The organism is Rhizobium tibeticum (assembly GCF_900110205.1).
Lineage (GTDB): Bacteria > Pseudomonadota > Alphaproteobacteria > Rhizobiales > Rhizobiaceae > Rhizobium > Rhizobium tibeticum.
Genome location: NZ_FOCV01000005.1, coordinates 276,531 through 284,105, shown reverse-complemented (window position 1 = coordinate 284,105; position 7,575 = coordinate 276,531). Strand labels below are relative to the sequence as shown.

Genomic DNA, 7,575 nt, shown 5'->3' with positions numbered 1-7,575 from the left:
CTAATGCGACGCCGCCATGAACCGGTGGCAGTAGTAGGTCGGTGGTTACGGCAAGTGTTACAGGGGTATTTGAACTACCATGCGGTTCCTGGCAATCTAAGAAGACTGGGTGGGTTCCGCTGGGAAGTTGGTCGCGCTTGGCGACACGCTCTGATGCGTCGAAGCCAGCGAAACCGATTGTCTTGGGATCGTTTCCAAAGGCTGCTTCGCAAGTACCTGCCACCATGTCGGCTGGTGCATCCGCATCCAGATGCCCGGCTCACCGTCAAGACATCCGATAGGAGCCGTATGCGGTAGTGCCGCACGTACGGATCTGGCCGGGGGGCGATGGGCAACCATCGTCCCTACCGGGACCGGCTTTAATGAGTAGCGTGCTTATTCCTTTGGCAACTGCCGCCGGTTCCTGAAACGGGAAAGAAAGGCGGCCAGCGCTTTCACGACGACAGCCACGTCGCTTCCGTTCGCGATCCGAAACTCTGCACGAGTGGATCCATCCGGTTCCGCCACTCGCGGGGTGCCTTGGGCGTGAAGGCCTTCGAGCCGACTTCAAGGGCGAGTTCAAGCTCGGCGATGGCCGCTACTGTTACCCGCTGACGGTCACCGACCAGGCTCCACGTTATCTGCTTGCCTGCGAAGCCTTCGAATCGACAAGGGAGGTGGGTGTCTTCGAGGCGTTCCGCCGATTGTTTGCCGAGCATGGCCTGCCAAGCGCGATCCGCAGCGACAACGGCCTGCCGTTCGCCAGCCCCAACGGCCTCTACAATCTGTCGAGGCTGTCGGTGTGATGGCTGCGGCTCGGCATCGCGCTGGAGCGCATCAGGCCGGGCCATCCGCAAGAGAATGGCCGGCATGAGCGCATGTACTTGACGCTGAAGAAAGAGGCGACCAGGCCACCCGGCAGAAACATCCTGCAGCAACAGGCCCGCTTCGATGCGTTCGTCAGCGAATTCAATCAGGAGCGGCCGCGTGAAGCGCTGGCGATGAAGGTGCCGGTCGATCTCTACACGCCATCGGCGCGCCGATATAACGGGCTGCCGGAGATCGACTATCCCTTCCACGATCGAGATGCGCTGGTGACCCATTGCGGCCGCATCTGCATCTACCGCAAGAAGATCAACATCTCGAGCGTGCTGGCCGGACAGAAACTGGGAATCACGGAAACCGACGACGGCATTTGGCTCGTCAGCTTCATGCACTATGATCTCGGATATATCGACCTGGAGCAGAGGACCTTGCAAACCATCGACAACCCGTTCGGCACGAGGTTGTCACCCATGTCTTAGGGACGCTCTGTTACCTATGTCTTCGGTATGGACAAGAGAGGAAATGGCGCACCCGACAGGATTCGAACCTGTGACCTTTGGAATCGGAATCCAACACTCTATCCAGCTGAGCTACGGGTGCATGCCGCAGGCGTTTGAATCGCCTGTCCGATGCGTGGTTCTTAGCCTAGCTTCTCGCTGGCTTCAATCTACAAAATGAAAAGTCCGCCGTTCTTGTACGCGGCGGACTTTTATATCTCACGTCTGGCGGTCAGACCTGCATGGCGCCGGGGCCGGGGATGGCCTTGGGCGGCACCTTGCCGAGGATGATCATGCCGAGCACTTCATCCTTGGTGACGTCCTCGGTGCGGGCATGGCCGACCACCTGGCCGTTCTTCATCACCGAGACGCGGTCGGCAAGGTCGAAGACGTCGTGGATGTCGTGGCTGATCAGGAAGATGCCGATGCCTTCCTTCTTCAACTGCTTGATCAGTTCACCGACCTGCGCCGTTTCCTGGGGACCAAGGGCGGCCGTCGGCTCGTCCATGATCAGGATGCGGGCGTTGAAGAGGATCGCGCGGGCGATCGCCACCGACTGCCGCTGGCCGCCGGAGAGCGCCTTCACCGGCTCCTTGAAGCGGCGGAAGTTCGGGTTGAGACGTCCCATCACTTCACGGGCCGAGGCCTCCATGGCGACGTCATCGAGCGTGCCCCACTTCGTGCGGATCTCGCGGCCGAGGTAGAGGTTGGCGGCGGCGTCGACGTTATCGGCGACGGCGAGCGTCTGATAGATCGTCTCGATGCCGTACTTCTTCGCATCGCGCGGATTGCGGATGTCGGCCGGCTCGCCGTTGATGAGGATTTCGCCGCTGTCGCGCTTGTAGGCGCCCGAGAGGATCTTGATCAACGTCGACTTGCCGGCGCCGTTATGGCCGAGAAGCGCGACGACTTCGCCGGGGTAGAGGTCGACCGAAGCGTTGTCCACGGCGTGGATGCCGCCGAAGGAGATCGAGATGTTCTTGAGTTCCACAAGAGGAGCGTTCTGGCTCTGGGGAGTGCGTTGATCAGTCATATCTAGGACTCCTCTTACTTGGCACGCGAACGATAGACAGTGTCGAGCCAGACGGCGACGACGAGCACCGCACCGACGACGACGCTCTGCAGCGGCGTGTCGACATGGGCCAATACCATCCCTGACTGCAGCGACTGCATCACGAGCGCGCCGAGCATGGCGCCGGCAATCGTGCCGGTACCGCCTGCAAGCGATGTGCCGCCGATAACGGCTGCAGCGATGGTATATAGCTCGTCGAGCGTACCTTGAGCATTGGTGGCGGCGTTGAGGCGCGCCGTCGAGATGGCTGCCGCGACGGCGGCGAGAATGCCCATCAGCGCGAAGATGCGCACGGTGACCCAGCGGGTCTTGATGCCGGCAAGTTCCGCCGCCTCAGGGTTGCCGCCGATCGCGAAGACATAACGGCCGAAGCGCAGGCGGGTGGCGATGAAGGTCATGATGATGCCGACGACAATGGCAATCAGAACCGGAACGGCAATGCCGTAGGGAATATCCAGGCCGGTTTCGGGCCACGGAATGCTGTTCGCTTCGGCGTATCTTTTGGCGATATTGATCGGCCAGTAGTAGCTGTTGGCGATCCAGACGGCACCGAGGATCAACGCGCAGGAGAGTGCCGACAGGAAGTACTCGGCCCAGACGGGACGTCGCGGGAAGCCGAAACGCTTGCGCTGGCGACGGGAGTTGACGATGCTGCCGATGACGAAGAGGCAGGCGAGCACGCCGACGATCCAGCTCCAGGTCGCGCCGATCGAGCCTTCCGCACCGCCGCCCATGACGCGAAAGGTCTGGTCCATCGGAGCGACCGTCTGGCCGCTGGTGACGAGCCAGGTTGCGCCGCGCCAGACAAGCAGGCCGCCGAGCGTCACGATGAAGGAGGGAACGTTCAGGAAGGCGATGATGAGGCCCTGGAAGGTGCCGATCAGGGCGCCGGCGATGAGGCCGACGATTAGGGTGATGATCCAGGTAAACGGGCTGTCGAAACCGATGAACTCGGGCAGGATTTTTGCCTGCGTGACACCCATGATCATGGCGCAGAGGCCAAGTACGGAGCCGACGGAAAGGTCGATGTTGCGCGTCACGATGATGAGAACCATGCCGGTCGTCATGATCGCGATGTCGGTTGTCTGAACCGAAAGGTTCCAGAGATTTCTCGGCGTCAGAAACAGGCCGCCGGTAATGATGTGAAAGCCGATCCAGATGATGAGCAGCGCGCCGATCATACCGAGAAGGCGCGTGTCGATTTCGGTCGCGCGGAAGAAGCGGCTGACGAGGTTGCCCTCAGCCATGCTCGGTCCGCTTGAAGTTGTGGATTTTACCATTTCGGCCATGGGTTTGCCGTTCCCCCACTGTTTGGACGTTGATCCACTCGGCATCACGTCGATGCCCGTGGTTTCGCCCCGTTCTTGTATTGACCATCGCCGTGCGTCCGGAATTTCGGTCGCTCTGTCCCGCGACATGAAACCGGCAGGGAATCAAGGCCGCGATGGTTGGGTGAGGCGGATAGACCATCGAGCGACGGTTCAAATCCGCATCCGGCGCCGCAACGGTTTCAGCCGTTGCGGCGCCGGCAATCTATGCCTTGCGCACGTCGATTAGTCGCAAGCCTTGACGCTGCCGGCCTTGACGCCCTGGCAAGCTTCAGCCTTGGAGATCCAGCCGGCGTCGATGACGACGTTCAGGTTGTCCTTGGTGATCGGCAGCGGCTTCAGGAAGACCGATTCCATGGCGACCTTCTTGGCGCCGCCGTCGAAAGTCTGGACCCCTTCGATTTCGGTCATCTTCTTGCCGCCTGCGAGGTCGAGGGCGATTTCAGCGGCGCGCTTGCCGAGTTCACGCGAGTCCTTCCAGACGGAGACCGTCTGCGTGCCAAGCGCGACGCGGTTCAGCGCTGCCTTGTCGGCGTCCTGACCGGAAACCGGTACGGAGCCGGCGAGGCCCTGGGCGTCGAGGGCTGCAATCGCACCACCGGCGGTGCCGTCGTTCGAAGCAACAACAGCGTCAACCTTGTTGTTGTTCGCAGTCAGGAACTGCTCCATGTTGCGCTGTGCATTTTCCGGAAGCCAGCCGTCGGTGTAGGCTTCGCCGACATTCTTGATCTTGCCGGCATCGACGGCGGCCTTCAGCACTTCCATCTGGCCCGAGAACAGGAAGTTCGCATTTGGGTCGGACGAGGAGCCCTTGATAAAGACGTAATTACCTTCCGGCTTGACCTTGAACACGCCTTCCGCCTGGAGACGGCCGACTTCCTTGTTGTCGAAGGTGATGTAGAAGGCAGCCGGGTTTTCGATCAGGCGGTCGTAGCCGACGACCGGAATGCCTTCAGCGGCAGCCTTTTCGATGGCCGGGCCGATTGCGTCGGAGTCCTGAGCGAGGATGATGAGTGCGTTCGCGCCCTGCGAAATCAGCGATTCAACGTCGGTCAGCTGCTTTGCTGCAGACGACTGGGCGTCAGCAGAAATGTACTTGGCGCCCTTGGCTTCCAGTGCCTTCTTGATGGCAGCTTCGTCGGTCTTCCAACGTTCTTCCTGGAAGTTCGACCAGGAAACGCCAACGACGAGATCAGCGGCCATGGCGGCAGTGTGGACCGACACGAGGATGGCCGCCCCGGCCATCAGCTTCAAAATTGACTTCATAATTATCCTCCCGAGTGAGTTGCGGCCAGCCCCAGCCAGTGGTTCCTCCGGCCGCCGCGGTTCGCTGACGAGAAGTTCGAATTATTTTCTCGACAGTCGAGAAATTTAGTGTCAGAGATTTTTTCAACTGTCAACACTGCACTACCAGCTTAATTTCCGTTGCTGAAACTGCTGGAGATGAGGTGTGAATAAGGGCGGAATGCGAGGGGAGAGGGCCGGCATATATGCTGACCAAGTCGAGCACGGAATTGGTCCGGCAGCGAAATAGCGTCCTCGTGCTCGCCGCGCTTCGAAGACATGGTGCGCTGGCGCATACAGAGATTTCCGACTCTACGAAGCTTTCCTCTGCAACGATCTCGGCGATCACCGCCGACCTCGAAAAAGCGCAAATCATCGAGAAATCCGAGCAGCAGGCAACCACGGGGAGGGGGCGCCCGCGCGTGTTGTTTCGGCAGCGGCGCGATTGCGGCTACCTTGTCGTCGTGATCATCTCGTCGGATGGCGTCCAGTATTCGCTGGTCGACTATTCCGGTAGGCTCATCGACCGGTTCAGCGAGGAACGATCCCATGATCCTGCCGGAGCCGAGCGTTTCGTTGCCTCCATCAGGGAGGGGCTTTCACGCATTCTTGCCCGCTCAAAGCTTCCCCAGGAAAAAGTGCTGCTGATATCGATCAGCAGCAAAGGTCTCGTACACCCCACCGAACCGGCATTGGTCTGGTCGCCGATTTTCGGCAGCAAACAGATCGACTTCGGTTCGGTGTTGCGGCCGGACTGGCAGGCCAAGATCATTCTCGGCAACGAGACGCAGCTGGTTGCGGCGGCGCTCGGCGCGCATGAGGAGAATACCAGGCCCGCGGAATTCCGCTCGCTGGCGGCGTTGTCGCTCGGACATAGCGTCGGCCTCGGCATCGTCCGGCGCACAGGGCAGGGGGAGCGTGAGATCTCGGCGCCGAATTTCGGCCATATGCTGCACATGGCCAATGGCGGCCTCTGCCGCTGTGGCAGTAAGGGATGCATCGAGGCCTATGCCGGCTTCTACGCCATTCTACGAATGGCCTTCGAGGTGCCGCTCGACACGATCCCAGCCAAGTTCGTGCCGGTGGCCGAGCTCGACAAGATCGCTGCACAAGCGCGCCAAGGACATCGCATGTCTGCCTTTGCGTTCAGGCAGGCTGGCGTCGCGCTCGGAAACGGGCTTTCGCGTATGTTGAGCCTGACGGAACGTATGCCGATCGCGATCACGGGACCGGGAACGCGCTATTATGACCTGTTGCGGCAGGGGGTCGAGGAGGGCCTTGGCCAGGCGCATGTCGTGCGTATGGAGGGAATGCCCGAGATCCGGGTGGTGCCCGATGAACCGAACCTCGTCTTCGAGGGGCATCTGGACAGAGCATTGTCGGTGATCGACCAGGATATCGTCATGTCCGGTATCCAGGGAGCCGACTAAGGCAGGTGCCGCGCAGCTGCGATCGAAACGAGAAATGGCCGGGCAGGGGCCCGGCCATCTCACAGGTGGCTTTCGGTCGGGAGAGGGCCGTCAGTCGATCTTGATGAGTTTGCCTTCCTTGACGGACTGCACGGCAGCATCGGCAAGCGCCAGCGCTGCCAGGCCATCGGCGCCGGAAGGCGCAATTTTTGTGCCCTTCTCGATCGCGGCGATGAAGCTCGCGATCTCGTTGGCATAGGCTTCGGTGTAGCGGGTCATGAAGAAGTCGTGCAGCGGCGGGCGCGTGTAGCCGTCGCCGTTGGCGACCTCGATCGAGACCGGGCGCTGGTTCTCGGCTGCGACCATACCCTTGGAGCCGTGCACCTCGATGCGTTGGTCATAGCCATATGTGGCGCGGCGCGAGTTGGAGATGATCGCCTGCTTGCCGGATTTGGTCTGCAGGATCACCGAAACGCTGTCGTAGTCGCCGGCTTCGCCGATGGCCTTGTCGACGAGGACCGCGGCGGTGGCGCTGACTGCGACCGGCTCTTCGCCGAGCAGGAAGCGGGCCATGTCGAAATCATGGATGGTCATGTCGCGGAAGATGCCGCCCGAACGCTTGATATAGTCGACCGGCGGGGCGCCCGGATCGCGCGACGTGATCGTCACCATTTCGACCTCGCCGATGCGGCCATCATCGATGGTTTTGCGAACGGCCATGAAATGCGGATCGAAACGACGGTTGAAGCCAACCATCAGCTTGGCCTTGGTTTCGTCAACGACCTTGATGCAAGCCTTGACGCGGGCAACGTTAAGATCGATCGGTTTTTCACAGAAGATCGCCTTGCCGGCGCGCGCGAAGCGCTCGATCAGATCGGCATGGGTGTCGGTCGGCGTGCAGATGACGACGGCGTCGATATCCTTGGCGGCTTCGATCGCCTCGATTGTGCGGACCTCACAGCCGTAGGCCGATGCGATCGCCTCGGCGGCCTGCGGAAAGGCGTCGGCGACGGCGACGAGCTTGGCGTTGGCATCGCCGCTGACGGCCTTCGCATGAACCTTGCCAATGCGGCCGGCACCGAGAAGACCAAATCTGACAGTCATGAGAACCTCCCTTGAATTCGGAACAAATGAACCGAATTTTGCTGATTGTGGAATTTTCATTCCATTTAATGGGTGCC

The 7,575-nt window shown here is 60.8% G+C and carries 6 protein-coding genes, 1 tRNA gene and 1 pseudogene; 2 read left to right on the top strand and 6 right to left on the bottom strand.

Going from position 1 to position 7,575, the window contains the following annotated elements; genetic code table 11:
* Positions 1 to 226 (bottom strand): hypothetical protein (locus tag BSG20_RS36965; protein WP_210216952.1); only part of this gene is annotated, 226 nt, incomplete at its 3' end.
* Between the two features lie 313 nt (positions 227 to 539).
* Between BSG20_RS36965 and BSG20_RS08310 the strand changes: the two are divergent.
* Positions 540 to 1,283: pseudogene (locus tag BSG20_RS08310) on the top strand (integrase core domain-containing protein); the annotation flags it as partial.
* A gap of 44 nt (positions 1,284 to 1,327) precedes the next feature.
* On the opposite strand, the gene BSG20_RS08305 reads toward BSG20_RS08310, so the two are convergent.
* The 4 genes from BSG20_RS08305 to xylF form a co-directional block, all read right to left on the bottom strand.
* Positions 1,328 to 1,404 (bottom strand) — tRNA-Arg (locus BSG20_RS08305).
* 129 nt (positions 1,405 to 1,533) lie between these two features.
* Positions 1,534 to 2,334: an ATP-binding cassette domain-containing protein gene (locus tag BSG20_RS08300; RefSeq protein ID WP_024317657.1), complete on the bottom strand. Its 801-nt coding sequence runs from the start codon at positions 2,332 to 2,334 to the stop codon at positions 1,534 to 1,536.
* A gap of 14 nt (positions 2,335 to 2,348) precedes the next feature.
* Positions 2,349 to 3,662: a sugar ABC transporter permease gene (locus BSG20_RS08295; protein ID WP_037118404.1), complete on the bottom strand. Its 1,314-nt coding sequence runs from the start codon at positions 3,660 to 3,662 to the stop codon at positions 2,349 to 2,351.
* 264 nt (positions 3,663 to 3,926) lie between these two features.
* Positions 3,927 to 4,967 (bottom strand): D-xylose ABC transporter substrate-binding protein, encoded by a 1,041-nt coding sequence (gene xylF / locus BSG20_RS08290; RefSeq protein ID WP_037118402.1) that lies wholly within the window; start codon positions 4,965 to 4,967, stop codon positions 3,927 to 3,929.
* 224 nt (positions 4,968 to 5,191) lie between these two features.
* Between xylF and BSG20_RS08285 the strand changes: the two genes are divergently transcribed.
* Positions 5,192 to 6,415, top strand: coding sequence for an ROK family transcriptional regulator (locus BSG20_RS08285; protein WP_072373337.1), 1,224 nt, complete (start codon positions 5,192 to 5,194; stop codon positions 6,413 to 6,415).
* Between the two features lie 90 nt (positions 6,416 to 6,505).
* On the opposite strand, the gene iolG is transcribed toward BSG20_RS08285, so the two are convergent.
* Entirely contained in the window at positions 6,506 to 7,498 is a 993-nt protein-coding gene (gene iolG, locus BSG20_RS08280; RefSeq protein WP_072373334.1) for an inositol 2-dehydrogenase, read from the bottom strand.
* Positions 7,499 to 7,575 lie beyond the last annotated feature (77 nt).